Origin of the sequence: Massilia sp. PWRC2, assembly GCF_049896725.1 — a bacterium.
Taxonomy (GTDB): Bacteria; Pseudomonadota; Gammaproteobacteria; order Burkholderiales; family Burkholderiaceae_D; genus JAFCUW01.
This window is the reverse complement of sequence record NZ_JAFCUW010000001.1, coordinates 198,325-220,085: the sequence shown is the minus strand read 5'-3', so window position 1 is coordinate 220,085 and position 21,761 is coordinate 198,325. Positions and strand designations below refer to the sequence as shown.

Annotated in this window: 23 protein-coding genes and 1 tRNA gene; 19 read left to right on the top strand and 5 right to left on the bottom strand. The window is 62.8% G+C overall.

Annotated elements, in window-relative coordinates; translation table 11 throughout:
- Positions 1–10 precede the first annotated feature (10 nt).
- The 3 genes from ilvC to pssA all read left to right on the top strand — a co-directional run bounded on the left by ilvC (position 11) and on the right by pssA (position 2,910).
- Positions 11–1,027 (top strand): ketol-acid reductoisomerase, encoded by a 1,017-nt coding sequence (gene ilvC, locus ACP7BZ_RS00990; RefSeq protein WP_426109778.1) that lies wholly within the window; start codon positions 11–13, stop codon positions 1,025–1,027.
- Between the two features lie 197 nt (positions 1,028–1,224).
- Complete coding sequence (locus ACP7BZ_RS00985) at positions 1,225–1,968, top strand: SIMPL domain-containing protein (protein ID WP_426109777.1); 744 nt, start codon at positions 1,225–1,227, stop codon at positions 1,966–1,968.
- A 96-nt stretch (positions 1,969–2,064) separates the two neighbouring features.
- Positions 2,065–2,910 (top strand): CDP-diacylglycerol--serine O-phosphatidyltransferase, encoded by an 846-nt coding sequence (gene pssA, locus ACP7BZ_RS00980; protein WP_426109776.1) that lies wholly within the window; start codon positions 2,065–2,067, stop codon positions 2,908–2,910.
- A gap of 12 nt (positions 2,911–2,922) precedes the next feature.
- Here the strand turns inward: pssA and ACP7BZ_RS00975 are convergent, their stop codons facing one another.
- Positions 2,923–3,420 (bottom strand): hypothetical protein, encoded by a 498-nt coding sequence (locus ACP7BZ_RS00975; RefSeq protein WP_426109775.1) that lies wholly within the window; start codon positions 3,418–3,420, stop codon positions 2,923–2,925.
- Positions 3,421–3,589: 169 nt separating this feature from the next.
- Between ACP7BZ_RS00975 and rpsO the strand changes: the two genes are divergently transcribed.
- Both rpsO and pnp read left to right on the top strand, forming a co-directional pair.
- Positions 3,590–3,859, top strand: a complete 270-nt coding sequence (gene rpsO / locus ACP7BZ_RS00970; RefSeq protein ID WP_426109774.1) for a 30S ribosomal protein S15 — start codon at positions 3,590–3,592, stop codon at positions 3,857–3,859.
- A 175-nt stretch (positions 3,860–4,034) separates the two neighbouring features.
- Positions 4,035–6,152, top strand: coding sequence for a polyribonucleotide nucleotidyltransferase (gene pnp / locus ACP7BZ_RS00965; RefSeq protein WP_426109772.1), 2,118 nt, complete (start codon positions 4,035–4,037; stop codon positions 6,150–6,152).
- A gap of 92 nt (positions 6,153–6,244) precedes the next feature.
- On the opposite strand, the gene ACP7BZ_RS00960 is transcribed toward pnp, so the two are convergent.
- The 3 genes from ACP7BZ_RS00960 to ACP7BZ_RS00950 all read right to left on the bottom strand — a co-directional run bounded on the left by ACP7BZ_RS00960 (position 6,245) and on the right by ACP7BZ_RS00950 (position 10,638).
- Positions 6,245–7,552, bottom strand: coding sequence for an FAD-dependent oxidoreductase (locus ACP7BZ_RS00960; protein ID WP_426109771.1), 1,308 nt, complete (start codon positions 7,550–7,552; stop codon positions 6,245–6,247).
- Positions 7,553–7,802: 250 nt separating this feature from the next.
- Positions 7,803–9,212: a M16 family metallopeptidase gene (locus ACP7BZ_RS00955; RefSeq protein ID WP_426109770.1), complete on the bottom strand. Its 1,410-nt coding sequence runs from the start codon at positions 9,210–9,212 to the stop codon at positions 7,803–7,805.
- A gap of 10 nt (positions 9,213–9,222) precedes the next feature.
- Positions 9,223–10,638: a M16 family metallopeptidase gene (locus ACP7BZ_RS00950; RefSeq protein ID WP_426109769.1), complete on the bottom strand. Its 1,416-nt coding sequence runs from the start codon at positions 10,636–10,638 to the stop codon at positions 9,223–9,225.
- A gap of 337 nt (positions 10,639–10,975) precedes the next feature.
- Here ACP7BZ_RS00950 and ACP7BZ_RS00945 point away from each other — a divergent pair, with 337 nt between their 5' ends.
- From ACP7BZ_RS00945 to ACP7BZ_RS00915, 7 genes are all read left to right on the top strand, one after another.
- Positions 10,976–11,734, top strand: coding sequence for a methyl-accepting chemotaxis protein (locus tag ACP7BZ_RS00945; protein WP_426109768.1), 759 nt, complete (start codon positions 10,976–10,978; stop codon positions 11,732–11,734).
- Between the two features lie 182 nt (positions 11,735–11,916).
- Positions 11,917–12,132: a hypothetical protein gene (locus ACP7BZ_RS00940; protein ID WP_426109767.1), complete on the top strand. Its 216-nt coding sequence runs from the start codon at positions 11,917–11,919 to the stop codon at positions 12,130–12,132.
- A 70-nt stretch (positions 12,133–12,202) separates the two neighbouring features.
- Positions 12,203–12,994: a GIN domain-containing protein gene (locus tag ACP7BZ_RS00935; RefSeq protein WP_426109766.1), complete on the top strand. Its 792-nt coding sequence runs from the start codon at positions 12,203–12,205 to the stop codon at positions 12,992–12,994.
- A 92-nt stretch (positions 12,995–13,086) separates the two neighbouring features.
- Entirely contained in the window at positions 13,087–13,716 is a 630-nt protein-coding gene (locus tag ACP7BZ_RS00930) for a tetratricopeptide repeat protein (RefSeq protein WP_426109765.1), read from the top strand.
- A gap of 177 nt (positions 13,717–13,893) precedes the next feature.
- Positions 13,894–14,127 carry a hypothetical protein gene (locus ACP7BZ_RS00925; RefSeq protein WP_426109764.1) on the top strand — a complete coding sequence of 78 codons (234 nt, stop codon included), beginning with the start codon at positions 13,894–13,896 and terminating at the stop codon, positions 14,125–14,127.
- Positions 14,124–14,249 (top strand): hypothetical protein, encoded by a 126-nt coding sequence (locus ACP7BZ_RS00920; RefSeq protein WP_426109763.1) that lies wholly within the window; start codon positions 14,124–14,126, stop codon positions 14,247–14,249. The genes ACP7BZ_RS00925 and ACP7BZ_RS00920 overlap by 4 nt, the downstream gene beginning before the upstream one ends.
- Before the next feature lie 439 nt (positions 14,250–14,688).
- Positions 14,689–15,174 (top strand): phosphate-starvation-inducible PsiE family protein, encoded by a 486-nt coding sequence (locus ACP7BZ_RS00915; protein ID WP_426109761.1) that lies wholly within the window; start codon positions 14,689–14,691, stop codon positions 15,172–15,174.
- 95 nt (positions 15,175–15,269) lie between these two features.
- Here the strand turns inward: ACP7BZ_RS00915 and ACP7BZ_RS00910 are convergent, their stop codons facing one another.
- Positions 15,270–16,751 carry an SGNH/GDSL hydrolase family protein gene (locus ACP7BZ_RS00910; protein ID WP_426109760.1) on the bottom strand — a complete coding sequence of 494 codons (1,482 nt, stop codon included), beginning with the start codon at positions 16,749–16,751 and terminating at the stop codon, positions 15,270–15,272.
- 393 nt (positions 16,752–17,144) lie between these two features.
- Here ACP7BZ_RS00910 and tpiA point away from each other — a divergent pair, with 393 nt between their 5' ends.
- The 7 genes from tpiA to ACP7BZ_RS00875 all read left to right on the top strand — a co-directional run bounded on the left by tpiA (position 17,145) and on the right by ACP7BZ_RS00875 (position 21,738).
- Positions 17,145–17,885: a triose-phosphate isomerase gene (tpiA, locus tag ACP7BZ_RS00905; protein WP_426109759.1), complete on the top strand. Its 741-nt coding sequence runs from the start codon at positions 17,145–17,147 to the stop codon at positions 17,883–17,885.
- 75 nt (positions 17,886–17,960) lie between these two features.
- Positions 17,961–18,407, top strand: coding sequence for a preprotein translocase subunit SecG (gene secG, locus ACP7BZ_RS00900; RefSeq protein ID WP_426109758.1), 447 nt, complete (start codon positions 17,961–17,963; stop codon positions 18,405–18,407).
- A 377-nt stretch (positions 18,408–18,784) separates the two neighbouring features.
- Positions 18,785–18,871 (top strand) — tRNA-Leu (locus ACP7BZ_RS00895).
- Positions 18,872–19,038: 167 nt separating this feature from the next.
- The gene (locus ACP7BZ_RS00890; RefSeq protein WP_426110490.1) at positions 19,039–19,398 is read left to right on the top strand and encodes an NADH-quinone oxidoreductase subunit A; all 360 of its coding nucleotides are present in this window, start codon (positions 19,039–19,041) and stop codon (positions 19,396–19,398) included.
- A 3-nt stretch (positions 19,399–19,401) separates the two neighbouring features.
- Positions 19,402–19,878, top strand: a complete 477-nt coding sequence (locus ACP7BZ_RS00885; protein ID WP_305504525.1) for a NuoB/complex I 20 kDa subunit family protein — start codon at positions 19,402–19,404, stop codon at positions 19,876–19,878.
- Positions 19,879–19,891: 13 nt separating this feature from the next.
- Positions 19,892–20,485: an NADH-quinone oxidoreductase subunit C gene (locus tag ACP7BZ_RS00880; protein WP_426109757.1), complete on the top strand. Its 594-nt coding sequence runs from the start codon at positions 19,892–19,894 to the stop codon at positions 20,483–20,485.
- Positions 20,485–21,738 (top strand): NADH-quinone oxidoreductase subunit D, encoded by a 1,254-nt coding sequence (locus ACP7BZ_RS00875; protein WP_426109756.1) that lies wholly within the window; start codon positions 20,485–20,487, stop codon positions 21,736–21,738. The genes ACP7BZ_RS00880 and ACP7BZ_RS00875 overlap by 1 nt, the downstream gene beginning before the upstream one ends.
- The last annotated feature ends 23 nt before the right edge of the window (positions 21,739–21,761 follow it).

Genomic DNA, 21,761 nt, shown 5'->3' with positions numbered 1-21,761 from the left:
AGGAATGATCATGAAAGTTTTTTACGATAAAGATTGCGACCTCTCCCTCGTCAAAGGCAAGAACGTCGCCATCATCGGCTACGGTTCGCAAGGCCACGCCCACGCGCAAAACCTGAACGATTCCGGCGTCAATGTGACGGTCGGCCTGCGCAAGGGTGGGGCGTCGTGGAGCAAGGTCGAGCAGGCCGGCCTGAAAGTGGCGGAAGTCAACGACGCCATCAAGGCGGCCGACATCATCATGATCCTGCTGCCCGACGAAAACATCGCGCAGGTCTACCACGACAATGTTGCCCCGCACGCCAAGCAGGGCGCGGTGCTGGCCTTTGCCCACGGCTTCAATGTCCACTACGGCCAGGTCGTGCCGCGCGCCGACCTCGACGTCATCATGATCGCCCCGAAGGCCCCCGGCCATACCGTGCGCGGTACCTATGCCAACGGTGGCGGCGTGCCGCACCTGATCGCCGTCTACCAGGATAAATCGGGCTCGGCCCGTGACATCGCCCTGTCGTATGCGATGGCCAATGGCGGCGGCCGCGCCGGCATCATCGAAACGAACTTCCGCGAAGAGACTGAAACCGATCTGTTCGGTGAGCAGGCCGTGCTGTGCGGTGGCGCCGTTGAACTGATCAAGGCCGGTTTCGAGACCCTGACGGAAGCGGGCTACGCGCCGGAAATGGCGTATTTCGAATGCCTGCACGAACTCAAGCTGATCGTCGACCTGATCTATGAAGGCGGCATCGCCAACATGAATTACTCGATCTCCAACAATGCCGAATACGGCGAGTATGTGACCGGTCCGAAGATCATCACGTCGGAGACCAAGAAGGCCATGCAGCAATGCCTCAAAGATATCCAGACCGGTGAATACGCCAAGAGCTTTATTCTGGAAAACAAGGCGGGCGCGCCGACCCTGATTTCGCGCCGCCGCCTGACGGCCGAGCACCAGATCGAAGAAGTGGGCGCCAAGCTGCGCGCGATGATGCCGTGGATTGCGAAGAACAAGCTGGTCGATCAGTCGAAAAACTAAGCAAGGCGGGGCCGCGCAGGCGCCTGCGCTGCGGTCCCCACGTCCACCGCCAGTGTTGCGGCAACAAAGGGCAGGCCCGTCGTGTGCGACGGGCCTGCCCTTTGCACATTCAATTGCAACTTTCGATGACAATGCTCGTCAAGACGGCATCGAGCCGTTACTGTTCCGGTATCACCCATTCATCAGGAGCTTTTCACATGGTCTTACGCCCCCTCATCTGCGCCGCCACCCTGCTCGCCGCCACCTCGGCCTATGCCCAGTCGACCAGCGGCACGCTGGTCGTGGTCCCCGCTTTCGGCGAAGTGGTGCATGCCAATGACCAGGCCGTTGCCAGTTTTTCCATCGAAGAGCAGGACAAGGACAAGGCCGTTGCCGCTTCGCGCGTCAATCTCAAAATGAAACAGGGCATGGAGATCATCCACCGCGAAGATGCCCAGGCCGCGCTAAAGACGGAAGGCTATTACACCTATCCCGTGTACGCCGAGCAGCGGCCACTGGCCAGTGGCACCGCAGCAAAACCACAGATCATCGGTTACCGGGTGGGCCAGAGCCTGCAAGTGAAAACGGTCAACCTGGCCGGCCTGCCGAAGACCGCCGCCGCCGCCCAGAAAGTGCTGTCGCTAAATGGCCTGAACTTCGGTCTGGCGCCCGCCACTTTGCGTCAACTCGATGAGGCGCGCATCGCGGCCACTTACAAAAATCTGCAAGAGCGCATCGCTTCAATCGCCGCAGCGATGGGCCGCAACCGCGCCGAGGCCAGCCTCGATACCGTCGACTTCGAAGGCTCCGGCAACTATGCCGGCCAGGACCGTGCGGCAGCGGCGCCGATGGCGATGAAATCGATGCGCATGAGCGAGGCGGCGGCGGTGGCAGAACCATCGTTCGAGCCGGGCGAGACCACGCTGCAGATGAACGTGGTGGCTAAGGTACGTTTCAAGTAAGGCAGCGAGGGGGCGAACGGCCGGCTGCGCGGCCGGCTTGCCCACTATAATAAGCGCATCAGTGTTGACAGCGCTTTCATCGGAAACGGAATCTCCATGCCTTCTTTTACCCCGCGCAGAAAACCCGGCGCCAAGAAACTGGCCCGTTTTGGCCGCCGCAAGCTCGATGCCGCCGGTAATCCCGTGCGCCGCCGCGGCATCTATCTGCTGCCCAACGCGTTCACCACGGCCGCCCTGTTCTGCGGCTTCTATGCCATCGTCCAGGCCATGAACCTGCGCTTCGAGCAGGCGGTCTGGGCGATTTTTATTGCCATGGTGCTCGATGCGCTCGACGGCCGCGTGGCCCGTCTGACCAATACCCAGTCCGAGTTCGGCGCCCAGTACGACAGCCTGTCCGACATGGTGTCGTTCGGCGCTGCACCGGCGCTGGTGATCTATGAATGGTCGCTGCGCGGTCTGGGCAAGGCGGGCTGGATCGCCGCTTTTATTTATTGCGCCGGCGCCGCCTGCCGCCTGGCCCGTTTTAATACCAATATCGAAGTGGTCGACAAGCGCTACTTTCAGGGTTTGCCAAGCCCCGCTGCAGCGGCCCTGGTGGCCGGCTTCATCATGATGATGAGCGACTTCGGCATTTCTGGCCTAGAAGTGTCATGGTTCTCGTTTGTGGTCGCCCTGTTTGCCGGCCTGACCATGGTCACCAACGTGCCCTTCTATAGTTTTAAGGACGTCAATTTCCGCAAGACGGTGCCATTTATCACCGTGTTCCTGATTGCGCTGGTGCTGGCGCTGCTGGCGATCGACACTGCAAAGGTGCTGTGGCCGCTGTTTGTGCTGTATGGTCTGTCTGGCTACGTGATCTACCTGGTACGGCTGGTCAAGGGCAAGCCGGTCAGCATCATCCAGACGGGCGAGGAGGCGCTGCGGGCAGACGAGCGGCTGTGACCGTGCAAGAACTCAGCGCATGAACCGCCGCTCGTCATACATCGGATCGGGGCCGTTTTGCAGCAGGCGCACGATCCCGGCCTCGTCGAAATGCACGTGCATCATCGAGTTCCACACGCCGGCTTCCTTGTAGCGGTAGGACCACACTTCGTAATTGTTCAGGCGCACGCGCGACGTTTCAGCGGGGCGGCCGACGGTGCGCAAGACATCCTCGTGGGTGGCGCTGTTGAGTTTGATGGTGGCGAAAGTTTCTCCCGTCAACACTTGCTCGAAGCTGCGCAGGCGCCGGTCAGCACCGAAGCGTGCCATATAGGTTTGCTGGCCGAACGGGCCGCGCGCGTATTCGTATTCTTCGCCAATGGCCAGCGCATAGGTGGCGGTGGGGCGGCCCAGCCGTGCGACGACGGCGTCGACCGTCTCCCCTGGCTGCGGTGGCGGACCGCCGACGGCGGCGCAGCCGGACAGTAGTAGTTCGATTGTCAATAAGCTCGCTGCAATTTGGTAACGCATGGTGCTCTCCTGTTCGAATATCGCCATGATGCCCCAGCCGGGCGCCATCTTCACTGGCCGCACGCGCTGTTTTCGCTTATAATCGCCGGTCCGGTCATGTGGCCGGGTTCAATCGAAGTTCACGGTGCGCTGGGTTACGACTCTTGCACCGCATGTGAAAGGTAACATCATGTCCGTAGAAAACATCGACAAGTCAGCGATCATCGCCGACAACGCACGTGGCCAAAACGACACCGGTTCGCCGGAAGTTCAGGTCGCACTGCTGACCGCCCGCATCAACGAACTCAATGGTCACTTCAAGGCGCACGCCAAGGATCACCACTCGCGCCGCGGTCTGATCATGATGGTCAACCGTCGTAAAAGCCTGCTGTCCTACTTGAAGTCGAAAGACGCGACCCGTTATCGCGATCTGATTGCCAAACTCGGCCTGCGCAAGTAATTTTTGCCTGTCCTGTTTTGACCGAAAATGCCTGCGCCAGTTTGACTGTCGCGGGCATTTTGCATTATGTGGGTTCAAAAAGTTGAATTAAAGAAGTAAAGGTGGCCTGTGGCCATCTGCGGTGAGGTGAACGACAGCCCCTGAAAATCTGTCGGCAAATAGAAAGGGAATACCCATGTTTAACAAAGTCACGAAAACTTTCCAGTACGGTCAGCATCAAGTCACCCTCGAGACAGGTGAAATTGCCCGTCAAGCTTCCGGCGCCGTGCTGGTGTCGATCGAAGACACCGTCGTGCTGGCCACCGTGGTGGCGCGCAAGGATGCCAAGCCAGGTCAGGATTTCTTCCCCCTGACGGTCGACTACGTCGAGAAGACCTATGCTGCCGGCAAGATCCCGGGCGGCTTCTTCAAGCGCGAAGGCCGTCCTTCGGAAAAAGAAACGTTGACCTCGCGCCTGATCGATCGTCCGATCCGTCCGCTGTTCCCTGAAGGTTATCTGAACGAAGTCCAGGTCATCATCCACGTGCTGTCGGTCAATCCTGAGATCGACCCGGACATCGCCGCCATGATCGGCGCTTCCGCCGCCCTGTCGGTCTCCGGCGTGCCATTCAACGGTCCGGTCGGCGCTGCCCGCGTCGGTTACGCCAATGGCCAGTACATCCTCAACCCGACCACCACCGAACTGAAAACCTCGCAGATGGACCTGGTCGTTGCCGGTACCGAAACGGCCGTGCTGATGGTCGAATCGGAAGCGCAGCAACTGTCCGAAGAAATCATGCTCGGCGCCGTCGTCTTCGGTCACGAGCAAATGAAAGTGGTGATCGACGCGATCCACGAACTGGTGCGCGACGGTGGCAAGGATGAAATCGTCTGGAACCCGCCGGCGAAGAACGACGCGCTGATCGCCCGCGTGGCAAAATTTGCCGATGCCAAGATCAACGACGCCTACCAGACCAAGGACAAGCAGGCCCGTACGGCCAAGCTGAAAGCCGCATTCTCTGAAGTCATCGCCGATCTGAACGCCGAAACGCCGGATACGCCGGTCGACGCCGCTGAAGTGGGCAACCTGCTGTTCGACATCGAAGCCAAAGTGGTGCGTTCGCAGATTCTCAATGGCGAGCCACGCATCGACGGCCGCGACACCCGCACCGTGCGCCCGATCTCGATCCGCACCAGCATCCTGCCACGCACCCACGGCTCGGCCCTGTTCACCCGTGGCGAAACCCAGGCGCTGGTGGTGGCCACGCTGGGCACCGCCCGCGACAGCCAGAAGATCGACGCACTGATGGGTGAGTACACCGATTCGTTCATGATGCACTACAACATGCCTCCTTTCGCCACCGGCGAAACGGGTCGTGTCGGCACGCCAAAACGGCGCGAAATCGGCCACGGCCGCCTGGCCAAGCGCGCGCTGATCGCCGCCTTGCCTGACGCCGCCGACTTTAGCTACTCGGTGCGCCTGGTGTCGGAAATCACCGAATCGAACGGTTCGTCGTCAATGGCGTCGGTCTGCGGCGGCTGTCTGGCACTGATGGACGCCGGCGTGCCGATGAAAGCGCACGTGGCCGGTATCGCCATGGGCCTGATCAAGGAAGGCGGCAAGTTTGCCGTGTTGTCTGACATCCTGGGCGACGAAGATCACCTCGGCGACATGGACTTCAAGGTGGCCGGTACCGCCAATGGCATCACGGCGCTGCAGATGGACATCAAGATCATGGGCATCACCAAGGAGATCATGAAGGTCGCCCTGGCCCAGGCCAAGGAAGGCCGCGAGCACATCCTCGGCGAAATGCAAAAGGCCATGCCGCACGTGAAGACCGAACTGTCGGACTTCGCACCGCGCCTGATCACCATCAAGATCAATCCGGAGAAAATCCGTGACGTCATCGGCAAGGGCGGCGCTGTCATCCGCGCACTGACTGAAGAAACGGGCACCCAGATCGACATCAGCGACGAAGGCGTGGTCACCATCGCGTCCGTCGACGCTGCCGCCGGCCAGGAAGCCAAGCGTCGCATCGAAGAACTGACCGCCTCGGTCGAAGTGGGTAAAACCTACGACGGCGTCGTGCTCAAATTGCTCGACTTCGGCGCCATCGTCCAGGTCATGCCAGGCAAGGACGGCCTGCTGCACATCTCGCAGATCGCCAACGAGCGTGTCAACGCCGTTGCCGATTATCTGAAAGAAGGCCAGCACGTGCGCGTCAAGGTCCTCGAGACCGATGACCGCGGCCGTTTGAAGCTGTCGATGAAGGCCGCTGAAGGTAACGAAGTGCCGGCTGCACCTGCTGTCTAAACGTTCTCTGCCTGAATAAAAACCGCCAGCGCGCAAGCCTGGCGGTTTTTTTACGTCTGTTGCTTTACGTCTGTTGCTTTACGTCTGTTGCTTTACGTTTGCCGGGCGAGGTGGCTGGCCAGGCGCGTGCCCAGGCAGAGCAGCGTCAAGGTGGGCGGCAAGCCCCAAGGGCCGGGAATCACGGAGGCGTCGCACACGTAAAGATTGGGCGCCGCCGTTTGCAGGTCGGCGTCGACGCCGTCGCCGATGCGCACGCTGCCACCGGGATGGGCGGCGAAATGGTGGCTGGCAAAGACGTGGCTGGCGCCAGCTTCGCGCAGTACCGCGCGCGCGAGCTCGACACCGCGCGCAAATTTGAGACGGTCGCTGGCATGCAGCGGTTTGGACACCCAGCGCGGGCCAATGGCGCCGCCGATCTCGTCGCCAATTTTGACCATCACCGACAGCGTGCGCGCGTGCGCCGCCAGCCGGTCGAGGCGGCCCGCCTGCGCGGCAAACGCCTGAAACAGGGGGCGCGGCAGCGCCAGATCGGCCAACGAGATGCCGTCACCATCGAAGCGCACGCCAGCGGCCATCGGCACTTCGTTGCCGGCGTCCTCACCATCGTTGACGGCCACTGCCAGATCATCGACCGCACCCATCACGCTGATGACGGGGTCGCTGAAAAAGCCGCTGGTGGCGCCGCGCAGACCCGAGGCATGCAGCAGCCGGCTACTGCCAACAGCGCCACCGGCGAGTACCACCACGCGCGCCTGCGCCACCTGGGTGGTGCCAGCGCGCGTGTAGACGACGCCGACGGCGCGACCGTCTTCGAGCAGCACGCGCCGGGCCCGGGTGCGGTCGAACAGAACGGCGCCGTTCTCGATGGCCTGGTCGAGAAAATCGCGCGCCGTCCACTTGGCGCCGAACGGGCAGCCGTAGACGCAACGCCAGCAACCGGCGCGGCAGCGCGCCGGGCGGATCATCTTGTCGAGTGCTTGCCAGTCCATGCCGGCCGCGCGTGCGCCTGCCGTCAAGCGCCGTGCCATCGGTCCCACCAGAGAGTCGGGCAGCGGCGCGATGGGCAGTTCGGCGCGCAGCTGCGCCAGTTGCCGGGACAGATCGATGCCGTGGGCGGCGAACATGGCGGGCGGTGGCGCCGCCGCAGTGGCGAAGTTGAGCGCCGAACTGCCGCCGGCGCCGATGCCCTGCACCAGCAGCGAGGCGTCGCGGTGGATGAACAGGCCGCGGCCGGGGATGGCGGCCATGCTGGCCATCTGCGTGAGCGTGCCGGAGAGCGGTGCGGCGCTGCCCTGTTCGAGCACCAGCACGCGCCAGTGGCGGCGGGCGAGGTCACGGGCGACGCTGGCGCCGCCGGGGCCGCTGCCAACGATGATGGCGTCGTAAGGGGGCGTGGTCATGCGCAAGTGTAGCAGGCGCGCGGTGGGGTGAGCGGTGGGGCGACCCTTGGCACAGGCGCCTGCGCGCCAGTGCCCCGGCTGCCAGGGGCGCCGCGCAGTCACCCGCAGGGTGCCTGTCCCAAGGTGGGGTGAACGACGGGTCATCGATCCGGCCGTGGACGCGTGCAGCCCGCCGTCGCTGCGATGGCCGGTGGCCATATCGACAGCGACCGGCAAGCCGGCTGTTCGCTTGCTGCTTGCTGACTTTTGCTTACTTCTCGCTGACCTTGAACTCGCCAAACGCCTTCAACTGCTCACTGATTTGCGCAGGATCGCCAACGACGACAATCGATTGCTTTTCCGGCGCAAAATACTGTTTGCCGATAGCGCGCACCTGTTCTGGCGTGACCTTTTGAATCAGCGGCACATACTGGCCCAAAAATTCAGCAGGCAGACCGATCAGCCAGTTGCTGGCCAGCGTGCCCGCCACCGCGCGTTGCATCTGGTTGTTGATCAGGTAGCCGCCGGCGACGTAGCGCTTGTTCATCGCCATTTCCTCGTCCGATACCAGGTCCGTGCCGAGCCGCTTGTACTCGTTGAAAAACTCTGTCAGCGAGGCGCCGGAGACGGCGTTGCGCACATCGGCGCCGCCGATCACGCTGCCGCCGTCGCGGTTGACGCGGGCGCCGGCCGAGGCGCCGTAGGTGTAACCCTTCGCTTCGCGCAGGTTGAGGTTGACGCGGCTGGAAAAGCCACCACCGACAATGGTGCTGGCCAGCCGCATCGGCACGAAGTCGGCGGTGCTGGCGGCAATCCCCGGGCTGCCCAGGCGGATGGTCGACTGTACGCTGCCGGCCCGTTCGAGCAGGATCCGCTGCGGCGTGGCGCTGTGCGGTGCTGGCGGCGTCGGCGGCACTGCAGCGCCGTTCGCTTTCCAGTCCCCAAAGGCGCGTTCGGCCAGGGCGATGGCGTCTTTGGCCTTGATGCGGCCGGTGATCACCAGCAGCGCCTGGTCGGGACGGAAGCGGCGTGCGTGCTCGGCGCGCAGCATGGCATCGGTGGTGGAGGTAATCGCTTCAGCAGTTGCTTGCACGCGGCCATACGGATGGTCGCCGTAGACCGCTTTGGCAATCGCGCGCTCGGCGCGGAAACCGGGGGTGGCTTCCTGCACTTTTAGCGACTGCAGGGCGTTGGCCTTGGCCAGCGCCACTTCCTTGACAGGGAACGAGGGCAGGCGCGCCACTTCAGCCAGCAAGCCCATCATGTCGCCGGCGCGCGAGGTGACGGCATTGGCCGACACCAGCATGCCATCGACACTGGTCGAGGCGCCCACCGAGCCGCCCATGCCCTGCGCTGCTTCGGCGATCGCGCGCGAATCGCGTACGCTGGTGCCTTCGTTGAGCAGGCCTGCCATCAGGTTGGCAAAGCCGGGGTGGTCCTTGTCGTCGGCCGTGTAGCCAGCGCCGCGCACGGCCAGCACGTAATCGACGCGCGGCACGCCGCTGCGCTCGACGACCCACACCTGCAGGCCGTTGGCCATGCTGTGCTTGACGATGTTTGGCGCCGGGATCGGCTTGTCCTTGCCGTAGGCCGGCATGGCGGCAGGCAGTTTGACGTCGGCCGCTTGCGCGCACGGTACGAAGGCGCTGACAATGGACACAGTGATCAATAATGTTTTCATCGCGCTTTCCTTATTTCTTTTCGATGGCTGGGGCTGCTGCTGGGGCCGCTGTTACCGGCGCTGCTGCAGCTTTGGCGATCGGCTTGCGGTCGATGACGGTGCGGTTGGCCGCCGTCAGATAGGTGGCGGCAGCGCGCTCGATGTCGCGCGACGTGACCGCTTCGATCCAGCCGGGGATCTGGTTGACCACCTTGGCATCGCCCCACAGGGTTTGCAACTTGGCCAGGGTGTCGGCCCGGTTGATGAAGCTTTCCAGCTTGTTGTTCCAGTCGGCCAGCATGCGCGTCTTGGTGCGCTGCAAGGTGGCGGCGTCGACGCCGTTCTTGACCACCTTGGCGATTTCTTCGTCGATTGCCGCCAGCATGGCGTCGGCGCTGCTGGTCGGCTTGTAGACGGCGAACACGGTAAACAGGGTCGGGCCGTCGAATTCCCATGGTCCCGTCAAGCCGTACAGATTGTCGAGGTTGAGCGCCAGTTCGCGCCCTTTGACCAGACCCTGGTAGAGCATCGAGGCGTCGCCGCCGGCCAGCACTTCGCCCAGCACCGCCATGGCGGCCTGGTCGCGGCTGCCGCGTGCCGGCATCTTCCACGCCGCTACCAGCGCGGGCGCCTGCGCCAGGGCATCGCTCTGCTCGATGCGTTTTTCCGCCGTGTTCAAGCCTTCGGTAAAATCGCTGCCGGCCGGGACCGGGCGTTTGGGGATGGCGGCGAAATATTTTTTGGCCAGGGCGAAGCCTTGCGCCGGGGTGACGTCGCCGGCGATGGCCAGCACTGCATTGTTGGGGCCGTAGTAATCGCGGTGGAAGGCGCGCACATCGTCGAGGCTGGCCCCCTCGAGGTCTTCAAAGCTGCCGTAGCCATCGTGGTTGTTTTCCCACTTCTGGAACGCTTGCTGGCTGATGTCGATCCACATGAAGCCGCCATATGGCTGGTTCTTCACGTTGACGCGGATTTCTTCCTTGACCACGTCCTGCTGGTTCTTCAGCGAAGCGGGACTGAAGTCGAGCGTCTTCATGCGGTCCGCTTCGAGCCACATGATCGAAGCGAGCGCCGACACGGGCGCCGTTTCGATGTAATTGGTAAAGTCGGGACGGGTCGATCCATTGTTGCGGCCGCCGCCGCCCGTGATGGCCTTGTCGAACACCCCTTTCGGTGCATTTGGCGTGCCCTGGAACATCAGGTGTTCGAACAGGTGGGCAAAGCCGGTACGGTTTTTCGGTTCCAGCCGCATGCCGACGTGGTAGACCACGGAGACGCCGACGGTGGGCGAGGTGTGGTCTTCCGAGACGATGACGGTCAGGCCGTTGTCGAGCTTCTGGACGTTGACGGGCAACGTCCATTGATCGGGTGTTGCGGCCAGTGCGGAGAGCGACAGGGAGAGCGCCCCGAGCAGGGCGGGGATAGTGCGTTTGCGCAAAATGAGCATGGTGGCGGACCTCGTGATCTCGATGAATGTGACCCCCAGATCTGGCGGCGCGGTGAAATGTGAACCGCGGCACTGACCCGGATGCCGAACTATGGGGTGAACGGTAGCGCTCTGGCCTGCTGCTGGCCGGCGTCTTGGGCACAATCTTAGCGAAAAAACCAATTGCTGCGGTAACAATTTTATATGCATGTTTCGCCCATGCGCTGCGCCGCGCTGGTGCTGGCATGCGCCTGCTGCGCCCATCGCTGCGCCGCGCTGGTGCAAAACATGGTGCGCGTGCCACCTGGCAGATGGCACGAAATATGCACGTTTTAGCGGCATCGCATAAGGAGACGCCATGGCTGACCAGCTCATCTATCAAGCCACCACCGCCGCCGCGGTCGATGGCGCTACCGACGTCGTTGTCAGCGCTTGTGTTGCCGACCCGCTCGACCGCGCCGCCACGGCGCCGGCGCCGCTGGCGGCGGCGCAGCTGTCCGATGATGTCTTCGGCGCCCTCATCAATCTGTCGGGGCGGCGCCGGTTTACCTCGCAGCGGGTGGTGCTCTATGCGGTACTCGCTTCGCTCGGTCACGAGGGCGCCGAGGCCACCGCGCGCGCCACCCTGGCGCAGCTGGTGGACGCTCACAACACCCTGATGCAGGGCAAGGGCAGCCTGCCGGGCGTGTTCAGCGGCCAGTTGCACGACGCCTATTTCGGCACCCTGCAGGGCGACCGTAACATCCGCGCCTTCATCGATCTGGCCGAACTGACGCTCGCTGCCATTGCCGACAACCGGATCGGTGCGCCGGTGCTGCTCGACCAGCTGGTCAAGAGCGCTACGCCGCTGCTGAGCGTTTTGAATGGATTGACCCTGGTCTATGAAGAGCAAGCCATGCGCCATGCGCAGGCGCAACGCCGCCAGCTACACCAGTTGATGGGGCAAATCAAGACGGTCAGTCAGCAAGCCCGCCAACTGGCCTTCAATGCCCAGGTGACCGCCGCCCGCGCCGGTGAGCAGGGGCGCGACTTTGGCGTGGTGGCCGCCAGCATGGCGCAGGTGACGACAGCGCTCGATGCACTGGTGCAGCAGGCAGCGGAGCGTTCGCTGGGGTGAAGGCAGGGCTTGGCGGCGCGCTGTGCCGGATGGCGGCACCGCTGCACCTGCATCGGCGCGACCATGCCGCCATTTTGGTCATTGAGCAGGCGTTTTATGCAGTCCATCGCAATCCGATGGAGGCGGGTTGGGGGCGGCGCTACAGTGCCATCATACCAACGCCACTCCGAAGGAATAACGCCATGAACCTCAGCAAACATATGGAAGCCGTACTGGTCTGCGCTTTCGCCGTCATCGCCGCCACTGGCATCGCTACTGCCGCCGTCCCGCTTCATGCTGCCGCGCCGGCCACGGTGTTGCCCGCTGCAGTGTTGCCCGCTGCGCTCGCACCAGCTGTCGCGGTGAGCGGCCCGATGCAGGTGGTGACCATCGTCGGCAAGCGCCAGCCGCGCGCGTGATGTGCATGCTTGCCACCAGCACTGCCGCCTGCCATCGGCCATCGACGCCCACCTGTTACGGACCCCGCGCATGAACTATCTGCTTATTGCTGGCACTGCCCTGTGCCTGTTGGCCGGCTCCGCCCACGGCGCCGGCGCCGCCGTCGAAGGCAAGGTCGTTAGCGACACCGACAGCATCAGCGAAGCGCGCACTGTCGACGCCCGCGTGCTGCGAGTCAAGCTCGACGGCGTCATCAACGTCAAGGTGCGCCAGGGTGCGGTTGCCGAGCTGGTCTTGATCGGTGAGCGCAGATTGATCGACAAGACCAGCACCGTGCAAACGGGCGATACCCTGCTCATCGATACCGACAGCCACCAGGTCAAGTTCAGCCGCCGCAGCATGCTGCGCGCCGAATTGACGCTGCCGCGCCTGCGCGAATTGCGCTCCGATAGCGTCGGTTCGACCGAGGTAACGGGCTTTAGTGGCGACATCTTCGATCTGACCCTCGACGGCGCCAGCACCATGCGCCTGGTGGCCGATTACCGCGTCATCAATGCTTCGCTGGGCGGGGTGGGCAGCATGCATCTACAAACCGGCAACAGCGAGCTGGTTGAACTGAATATGCATGGCGCCGGCTATGTGACGCTGGTCGGTCGCAGCAAAGTGCTGAAGGCCTCGCTGGGCGGGCTGGGGGGGCTCGATGCCGAAAAATTCCTGGCCGACACCGTCGATCTTGACATGAGCGGCCTCGGCAATGCCAGCGTGCTGGCGCGCCAGAATGCCGTGCTCAATCTGTCGGGGATGGGCTCGGTGACCGTGTATGGCAAGCCGCCCAGGCGCTCGGTGACTGCGGACGGGCTGGGCAAGGTCAGTTGGAAGTGAGCCGTCAATGAACTGGTAGCGACGCCGCCGCGCGCCCTTCCATCAGTCCGGCAAGAACAAGACGACCCAATCACACAAGCGCATCGAGGGACATGAAAAAACACTTATTTGCCGTCGCCCTGGCGTGCGGCCTCGGCCTTGGCATCCAGGGTCTGGCGATGGCCGGTTTCGCCGAAGGCGCCAGTGCCTATAACGCCGGCCGTTATGAACAGGCACTGCGCGACATCGTGCCGCTGGCGCGTGCCGGCAATGCCGATGCCCAGCACTTGCTGGGCCTGATGTATTACATGGGCCGTGGCGTCAAGCGCGATTACAAGGCGGCGCTCGAATGGCACCGCAAGGCCGCCCAGCAAGGCAAGGCCGATGCCCAGTACGTGGTCGGTGCCATGTACTACACCGGCAATACCGTACCGCAGGATCAGCTGCTCGCCGTGCAGTGGTTTCGCCGCGCGGCCGAGCAGGGCCACGCCGATGCCCAGTACGCCCTGGGCCTGCTGTACCGCTTTCATGTGGCGGGCATGCCCCATGATGTGGTGATCGCGTGCATGCTATGGAATCTCGCCGCTGCCGGCGGCAACAACAACGCCAGCGCGCAGCGCACGGCGCTGGCCCGCCTGATGAGCCAGGAGCAGATCGACGAGGCGCAGGCGCTGTCGCGCAACTGGAAGCCGGGCACACCCTTGCCGACGGCCTCGCGCAGCGGTGCCGGCGCGGGCAACTGAAAACGGTGCCGTGTTTGCCGGATCTGCATGGAAAATTCCGCTGGTCTGAGCATACTGCCCCTGTCCCCCTTTGCTGGCTGACAGCGCGACCGTCGAACTTGGCGAACTTGGCGAACTTGGCGAACTTGACGATGTTGACGAGTTCGATGTGCTCGGCTGGTCAACAGGAATGCCAGCATGCGTCATTACTATCCCGACAGCCCCGAAGCGCAAGCCCGCATTGTCGTTGCGGCCCTGCTTGCAGATGGTGGTCTAGACAAAGCGGAGCTGGCCCGCTTGCGCGCCGGCCAGATCGTGCAACGCCTGGCCCTGGACGAATTGCCGTTCGATCGCATTCTCCAGCACTTTTGCGAAGACCTGCAGGTTGTGCTGGCCAGCGACCATGGGGCCAGCGGCAGCTACTGGGCATGATGCTCGGCCTGATCGGCGCTGATGACCGCCTCAGCCTCCATGCACGGACCCTGGTGTCGCAGGCGATGACGCGCTGGGGGCTGGAACTGCACACCATATTGGCGCACCGCCAGCCGCTCTGACGGCGAGGGCGCAGTGGCGCCTGGCAGCGCAGTGCCATGCAGCGCATGCGATTGCGCGCAGCCGGCTTGTGGCGACTGGCCAGACGCGAGGTCGGCTTCAAACCAGTCGGTGCCGGCGCGATCAAAGCCGACCTCGCTGTAGCTGGTGGCCAGGTGGCCAGGCGGGGCGCGATGGCGCGGCCCAGCCGAGCCTGGCCGCCGCCGACCACTACCACTGCTGTCGATGACTGCGTGTCGACATGTTCGTCGCTATGCGTGGCGTACGCAATCTGGCAGTGGGGTACGCCACTGGACGGGCGCCAACCACAGTGCCGCAGGTATGCCTCACTTCAAACGTGCGCACCCGCACGCAAGCTCTGTCCACAGGTTTTCGATGGCGGTAAGATGATGCGGTGCGGGCCAGTGGCGCCCCGTGCCCGCGTCGAATCAGGAGGCCATCGTGAGCCAAGCACAGACCGGCAAGCAGGGCGGGCGCGGCCCGTCGCCATTCGACGAAGCGCTGATCGACTGGCTCAAGCGCTCGATCCGCTGGGCTGTGCGGCTGCTGGCGGTGTTGATGATGCTGGTGATCTGGTGGGGTGTGGCCGATGTCATTGACGTGCTGGTGGAACGGATGTCGGTGCACCCCTATTTTTTGCTAACAATCAGCGACATTCTCGCCACCTTCGGCACCTTCATGGCGGTGCTCATTGCGATTGAAATCTTCGTCAACATCGTCAGCTACCTGCGCGAAGATGTCATCCACATCAAGATCGTACTCGCCACCGCCTTCATGGCAGTGGCCCGCAAGGTCATCGTGCTCGATTACAAGGAAATTGGTGCGCACTATGTGTATGCCACGGCGGCCCTGGTGCTGGCACTGTGCCTTGCTTACTGGCTGACGGTGGTAAAAAATCCCGATACCGAGCCGCACGGCGAGCTCTAACTGCAGCGTCGGCTGCCATTCTGCCAGTCTGCCAGTCTGCCAGTTTGCCACTGTGCCGGTCTGCCAGTCCGCCAGCCCGCCAGTTTGCCAGTCGGCTAGTTCGCACTTTCCTCCTCGCTTGCCGTCGCCTGCGCCGCCTGCGCCGCTTGATCGACGGCGGCACTGGCGGCGCTCTTGTGCGCCGCGTTGCCCACAGGATTGCTGGCGACACCCGCCGCGAGATTGGCTGCGCCAGTCTCTGCCAGCTTGGCCGTGACATCGACGGCGGCTTTGCCGGCGACGCTGGCCCCTTCGTCCAGCGTCCGCACGACGCCAGCCGTGAACAGGGACAGTGGCACGGCGTTGCCCATCAACTGGTAGCCAAGGTTGTTTGGATGCAGGTGGTCGCCGCTGTCGTAGCTGGGGGCGAGCCGGCGCGGGTTGGCCGGGTCGCGCAGCAGGGCGTCGAAATCGACCACGCCGTCAAATTGCCCGCTGCTGCGGATCCAGGTGTTGGCGGCCTGTCGCACCAGATCCTTGTCGGCGGAATAATAGTCGGCATCCTGAAACGGTGTCACGGTGGCGCCGATCACGCTGATGCCGCGCGCGTGCGCGCGTGCAATCAGCTGGCGGTAGCCGGCGATCAGATCATCGCTTGTCAAGGGCGACGAGCTGCTACTGTTGATCAGATCGTTAATGCCGATCAGTACGATCAGATACCGCGCACCCGCTGTCGCCAGCACATCGCGGTCGAAGCGCTCGAGGGCGGCGCGACCGGCCAGCGAGCCGACCTGCGGATTGCTGAGCAGGCGATTGCCGGCAATGCCACGGTTGACCACCCCCAGGCTGGCGCCGCTGCCGGCCTGCAAGCGCCGCGCCAGCCAGTCGGGCCAGCGGTTGTTGCTGTTGCCGTTGCTGCGCAAGCCATCGGTAATCGAGTCGCCAAGGGTGATGATGGCGCCAGCCCCGCTCTTGCCCGTCACATCGACTTCCACCAGGAAGGGCCACTGCTCGATGGTGCCCTGTACGGGAAACGTGCTGCTGCCCACAAAATTGCCGGTAGTCGACACATAGCTGTCCTGGGTGGCCATCGCATGGACGGTGGTGACGCGGGTTTTAACGGGAAAATACAGGCTGATGGCCAGATCGGACAGCGCCGGCACGGCCAGGTCGACCGGGTCGCTGAGCACCGGCGTGCCTGCTGGCACCACGATGGTCGGGTTGCCGCTGAAGGTCAGCGTGCGGTCGCTGCCGGCGACGATGCCGGCGCTGCCGGCGACCCGCAAGGCCACGTGGGCACCGCCGATCTGCAGGGTGCTGCCGCCCATTTCATTGGACAGGCGGATGCGTACGCGGCTGCCGGCCGTGCTGGTATGGACGATCAGGCGGACGGTTTGCTGATTGAACACGGCACTGGCGGTGTCCAACGGCGGGCCGGCCGGACCGGCACCCCAGCTTCCCACCCACAACTCGCTGGCCCAGGCCTGGCTGCCCTGGGCATGGACGGTGCCGCTGGCCAGTGCACACCAAAATACAGCGCAGCACAGCAGGGCGACGCGGCGCGGCGCGGCGCGCAAAAGAGCGATGATCGTAGCCACTGCAGTTCCTCCTCAGGGGGTGAAATGAGACGCCAGCTGTTGCAATACGGTACACGGTACACGGTACACGGTACACGGTACACCTTGCACGGCACGCGGCAGCCGACGCATGCAACATGCATGCCTTGATCAGCTCAATGTACGGCGCGCTGGGCCGGCTGCCTAGGGCGGCGCCGACGTGCTGTTTGCGCTAGCTCTAAGGAAGGGAATATTTGCAATGCTGCCCAGTATTTTCTTGCGCTTCGACATAGCCACGCCGGAATGGCAACATTTTGTTAAGCAACGCCATGGTCTGCGCCACACGTTAATTTCTTGCCAGACGTGCTACAAGGTTTGACCAGTTTCGCCGGCGCCGGTTAAAATAGCGGGTTAAACCCATCCTGGACCCGTCCCATGCGTCGCAAACTCGTTGTCGGAAATTGGAAAATGAACGGCAGCCTTGCCGTCAATGCCGCGCTGCTCGAGGCATTGACGACGGCCGTTGGCACGCCTGCTGCCGCCAGTGCCGTCTGCGTGCCCGCGCCGTATCTGGGCCAGTGCCAGGCAGCGTTGACGGGGAGCACGATTGGCTGGGGCGCCCAAGATGTCTCCTCCCATGGCGGCGGCGCCTACACGGGCGAAGTGGCAGCGACCATGTTGGTCGATTTCGCCTGCACCTACGTGATCGTCGGCCACTCCGAGCGCCGTGCCATGCACGGCGAGTCGAGCGAACTGGTGGCCGCCAAGGCGCAGGCAGCGCTGTCGGCCGGGCTGACGCCGATCGTTTGTGTCGGCGAAACTTTGGCCGAGCGTGAGGCAGGGCAAACCTTTGCCGTGGTTGGTGAACAACTCGGCGCCGTGCTGGCCCTGCTCAGCGAAGCCGAGGCGGCGCGCATCGTGCTCGCTTACGAGCCGGTGTGGGCGATCGGCACCGGCCAGACTGCCACCGCCGCCATGGCGCAGGAAGTGCACGCCCAGTTGCGGGCGCAGTTGACGCAGAAGCAGGCGGGCGGCGTGCAGATTCTGTACGGCGGCAGCATGAAACCAGACAACGCCCGGGAATTGATGGCACAGACCGACATTGATGGCGGCCTGATCGGTGGCGCGTCATTGAAAGCGGGCGATTTCCTCGCTATTATCGGCGCCGCCAGCTAAGCAGCCAAGCAGCTGAGCAGCAGTGCCGCCCGAACCAAATTTAAAACTCGCAGTCAAACTAGAAATGGAAATGCCATGAACACCTTGTTCAATCTTATCGTCGTCGTCCAGGTGCTGTCGGCCCTCATCATCATCGGCCTGGTGCTGCTGCAACACGGTAAAGGCGCCGATATGGGCGCCGCCTTCGGTTCGGGCGCCTCTGGCAGTCTGTTCGGTGCCACCGGCTCGTCGAACTTCATGTCCAAGTCGACCGGCGTGGCGGCGGCAGTATTTTTCGCCTCCACCCTGGCGCTGGCCTATTTCGGCACCCAGCGCGGACCTGCCGTTGGCACCGGCGTCATGGAGCGTGCCGCCGCCGTCAAGCCCACCACCGGCAGCGGCGCGGTACCGGCAACCACCACGGTGGCACCGGCGCCAGTGCTGCCGGTCACCGGTTCGGCAGCAGTGCCGACCACGGCGGCACCCGCAGCGCTGCCAGTACCTGCGGCACCAGCAACGCCGGGCAGCAGCGTGCCGAAGTAAGCGGTCGAAGTAAGCGGTCGAAGTAAGCGGTCGAAGTAAGCGGTCGAAGTATTTGTTACATCGCAGGGCCGAATAGAACAAACGGCAATAAACGGCAATAAACGGTAACAACATGGTCCGCGCGCTGTCAGCGTGGTGTCATGGTCAGTCCGGTAAAGGGGTGATCGGCGTGTCGTTGACGGTTCAGCGGGCCGTTTTGCTGCATTTTGCAGTGCCTGTATTGATAAAATTGGATATTATGCTTATCAATTAAGCAGAGTGTCGCCAATCAAGCAGGCACCGGCAAAAAGTTTTAAAGTTATACCGCAATTTGCCTGTGTTACCGCAAGTTTGCCATTGAAAAATAGTGGTATCGCGGGTTAGAATAGCGTTTCATCGCCGACGTGGTGAAATTGGTAGACACGCTATCTTGAGGGGGTAGTGGGAGAAATCCCTTGCGAGTTCGAGTCTCGCCGTCGGCACCAGGAATTACTAGAAGCCAGCAAGGGCTGTGCGCCTGAGCTGGCTTTTTTACGACAGTCAATCGGTTTATCCTGGCAGTGTCAATGTCAGGGTCCAGGGCAGGGCGCTGCGAACGTGCAGTGGTTCCGCAGTTGTTCAACAGTCGAACTATCAACAAGGGCTCATCCACGTGAACCTCGAATCATATTTCCCCGTTCTTTTGTTCATCCTCGTCGGCATCGGCGTCGGCGTCGTGCCGCAGGTGCTGGGCAAGCTGCTCAGCAAGAGCGCGCCCGATGCGGCCAAGCTGTCGCCTTACGAGTGCGGTTTCGAAGCATTCGAAGATGCCCGCATGAAGTTCGACGTGCGCTACTACCTCGTTGCAATCCTGTTTATTTTGTTTGATCTGGAAACGGCGTTTTTCTTCCCATGGGGCGTGTCGATGCGCGAATTGGGCTGGTCCGGTTTTGTGACGATGATGGTGTTTATCGCTGAATTCGTCGTCGGATTTTGGTACATCTGGAAGAAAGGTGCCCTTGATTGGGAATAAGCCATGGCTATTGAAGGCGTTTTAAACGAAGGTTTCATTACCACCACAGCTGACAAGCTGATCAACTGGGCCCGCACCGGATCAATGTTTCCGATGACGTTTGGCCTGGCTTGCTGTGCAGTCGAGATGATGCACACGGGCGCGGCGCGCTACGACATGGACCGCTTCGGCGTCGTCTTCCGTCCCTCGCCACGCCAATCCGACGTCATGATCGTTGCCGGTACCCTGTGCAACAAGATGGCGCCGGCGCTGCGCAAGGTCTACGACCAGATGCCGGAACCACGCTGGGTCATTTCGATGGGCTCGTGCGCCAACGGCGGCGGCTACTATCACTATTCGTACTCGGTGGTGCGCGGTTGCGACCGTATCGTGCCGGTCGACGTCTACGTGCCGGGCTGCCCGCCGACGGCTGAGGCTCTGCTCTACGGCATCTTGCAGCTGCAGAACAAGATCAAGCGCACCAACACCATCGCACGCTAAGAGGCGACCATACATGACAACCAAACTCGACCTCCTGCAAGCGAATCTGCGTACGGCGCTGGGCGACGACGTCACCATCACCGCCGCCCTCGGCGAAGTGACGGTGGTGGTCAAGGCCGCCAATTACCTCGCTGCCATGCTGACCCTGCGTGACGATCCTGCGCTGCAATTCGAGCAGCAGCTCGACCTGTGCGGCGTCGATTATTCGACCTACGGCGAAGGCGCGTGGGATGGCTTGCGTTTCGCCGCCGTCTCGCATTTGCTGTCGATCGCCCACAACTGGCGCGTGCGCGTGCGCGTGTTCGCCGAAGATGAAGATTTGCCCGTGCTGGCCTCGGTGGTCGGGGTCTGGCGTTCGGCCAACTGGTACGAGCGCGAAGCGTTCGACCTGTTCGGCATCCTGTTCGAAGGCCACAACGATCTGCGCCGCATTCTTACCGATTACGGTTTCATCGGCCACCCGTTCCGCAAGGATTTCCCGGTGACGGGTTACGTGGAAATGCGTTACGACCCCGAGCAAAAGCGTGTGATCTATCAACCCGTGACGATCGAGCCGCGTGAAATCATCCCGCGCGTGATCCGCGAAGAAACCTACGGTCTCAAATAATGGCTGAACTTAAGAATTACACCCTCAACTTCGGTCCCCAGCACCCGGCGGCCCACGGCGTGCTGCGTCTGGTCCTCGAGCTCGACGGCGAAGTGATCCAGCGCGCCGATCCGCACATCGGCCTGTTGCACCGCGCCACCGAAAAACTGGCCGAAACGCGTACCTACCTGCAATCGGTGCCGTACATGGACCGTCTCGACTATGTGTCGATGATGGCCAACGAGCACGCCTACGTGCTGGCGATCGAAAAGCTGCTGGGCATTCAAGCGCCCGAGCGCGCCCAGTACATCCGCGTGATGTTCGATGAAATCACCCGTCTGCTCAACCACCTGATGTGGCTGGGCGCGCACGCGCTCGACGTCGGCGCCATGGGCCCGTTCCTGTATGCCTTCCGCGACCGCGAAGATTTGTTCGACGTCTACGAAGCGGTGTCGGGCGCGCGCATGCACGCGGCCTACTACCGCCCGGGCGGCGTGTACCGCGACCTGCCTGACGCCATGCCGAAACACAAGGCATCGATCATCCGCAGCGCCAAGGCCATCGACGCCCTCAACGAAGCGCGCCAGGGTTCCTTGCTCGATTTCATCGACGATTTTTCCAAGCGTTTCGTCACCTATGTCGACGAATACGAAACCCTGCTGACCGACAACCGGATCTGGAAACAGCGCACTGTCGGTATCGGCGTGGTCTCGCCGGAAGATGCGAAAGCCATGGGCTTCACCGGCGCCATGCTGCGCGGCTCCGGCGTCGAGTGGGATCTGCGCAAGAAGCAGCCGTACGCCGTCTACGACAAGATGGAATTTGACGTGCCGGTCGGTACCAATGGCGACTGCTACGACCGCTATCTGGTGCGCGTCGAAGAAATGCGCCAGTCCAATCGCATCATCAAGCAGGCATCGAGCTGGCTGCGCGCCAACCCGGGCCCGGTGATGATCGACAATCACAAGATCGCGCCACCATCGCGGGTCGACGTCAAGACCAATATGGAATCGCTGATTCACCACTTCAAACTGTTCACCGAGGGCATGCACGTGCCGTCCGGCGAAGCGTATGCAGCGGTGGAACATCCAAAAGGCGAGTTCGGCATTTACATCGTCTCCGATGGCGCCAACAAGCCGTACCGCCTGAAGATCCGCGCCCCGGACTATGCCCACCTGCAAAGTCTCGACGAGATGGCACGCGGTCACATGATCGCCGACGCCGTCACCATCATCGGCACCCAGGATATCGTCTTCGGCAGTATCGACCGCTAACAGAATCGACCAGGCAGGCACCC